General features: G+C 34.6%; 1 protein-coding gene and 1 pseudogene. Both read left to right on the top strand.

Annotated features, from left to right (window positions below; translation table 11 throughout):
• Nucleotides 1-384 (top strand): annotated as a pseudogene (locus ACTHUR_RS11320) (ribonucleotide-diphosphate reductase subunit alpha); the annotation flags it as partial.
• A 75-nt stretch (nt 385-459) separates the two neighbouring features.
• Nucleotides 460-1,233 (top strand): hypothetical protein, encoded by a 774-nt coding sequence (locus ACTHUR_RS11315; RefSeq protein ID WP_107769047.1) that lies wholly within the window; start codon nt 460-462, stop codon nt 1,231-1,233.
• Nucleotides 1,234-1,278: the final 45 nt, after the last annotated feature.

The following is a 1,278-nucleotide window of genomic DNA, read 5'->3' as shown; positions in this document are numbered from 1 at the left end:
GCCACTAACGGCATCGAGCCTCCACGTGGCCTGGTCAGCGTTAAAGCATCAAAAGACGGTATTTTGAAACAAGTCGTACCGGAATTTGAAACCCTGAAAGATGCCTACGAAACCCTGTGGCAACTTCCCGGCAACGAAGGCTACCTGAAACTCGTCGGCGTAATGCAAAAATTCGTCGATCAATCGATTTCCGCCAATACCGCCTACGACCCGAACAAATTTGAAGGCAGCAAAGTTTCCATGAAACAAATGCTGAAAGACCTGCTGACCGCCTACAAATACGGCGTCAAAACCCTGTACTACCACAACACCCGAGACGGTGCGGACGATACACAGGCCGATATTCAAGATGACGGCTGCGCTGGTGGGGCTTGTAAGATTTGATAAGGGGGATTTTCAGACGACCTTTAGAGTTTAAAAGGTCGTCTGAAAATGAAATAAAACAAAGGATGGAAGAAAATGTCTAATACTTATTATGATAATCCAGCACAAAGATTATTGAAAATTATTAAAAAAGCTAAAGGAGTTCCATCACTTCGTACTTCAAGAGGCGCGTGGATGGAGATTTTAAATCTAACTAATGATGAAGCTAGTGATCGTAATATTCTATTTTCGATTAGCAAAGTTATAAATTTAATTGAGGAGATTAATAACTATTTCCAAGTAAATGAACCTGACTATATCGAGCATTGTCAGAATTGGATGGGAAACATATTGTTTTTTCTTGGTAAATCGGTAGAACTAGATAGAAAATGGGGTGAGGTCATTTGTTATTTAGATGAAAATATGACTTCATATCTTTATTCTTCTGTTAAGATTATTGATGCTAATTTTGAAAAAAATCAACTTTCATTTTTGAGAAAAATTGATGAAAGTGAACTAATTGAAATAAATAATTCTATAAAAAGCATATATCAGGACATATTAATTTCTGAAAATATAGAAGAAAATGTTAAGTCTTCTATTCTAAAATATCTTTTGCGTCTTATTGAATCCATTGATCAATATGCAATTACTGGTTCTGAAGCTATTATCGAAGCCCTAGAAAATACTGTTGGTCATATGTATTTCAATCATGAATATAAAGAATTCATGAGCAATACAGAAACTGGTAAGAATCTCCTTTCTAAAATGGGAGAAATTGCAAAAAAAGTTACCTGTTTTACGGGGATTTTAGAGTTAGCTAATAAGGGTTTTGAATTAATTGAAAATATTAAAGATTTCAATAATTAATAAGTATGTTTTTAGATAAAAGAGATAAGTTTCACAATATTAATA

Source organism: Neisseria sp. P0021.S007 (genome assembly GCF_051956855.1).
The sequence above is the reverse complement of the archived record's forward strand: the minus strand, read 5'-3'. Positions and strand labels throughout refer to the sequence as shown.

Excerpts from the sequence above, each read along its gene's own strand:
- ACTHUR_RS11315 (WP_107769047.1), top strand. The coding sequence starts at position 460 with ATGTCTAATACTTATTATGATAATCCAGCACAAAGATTATTGAAAATT.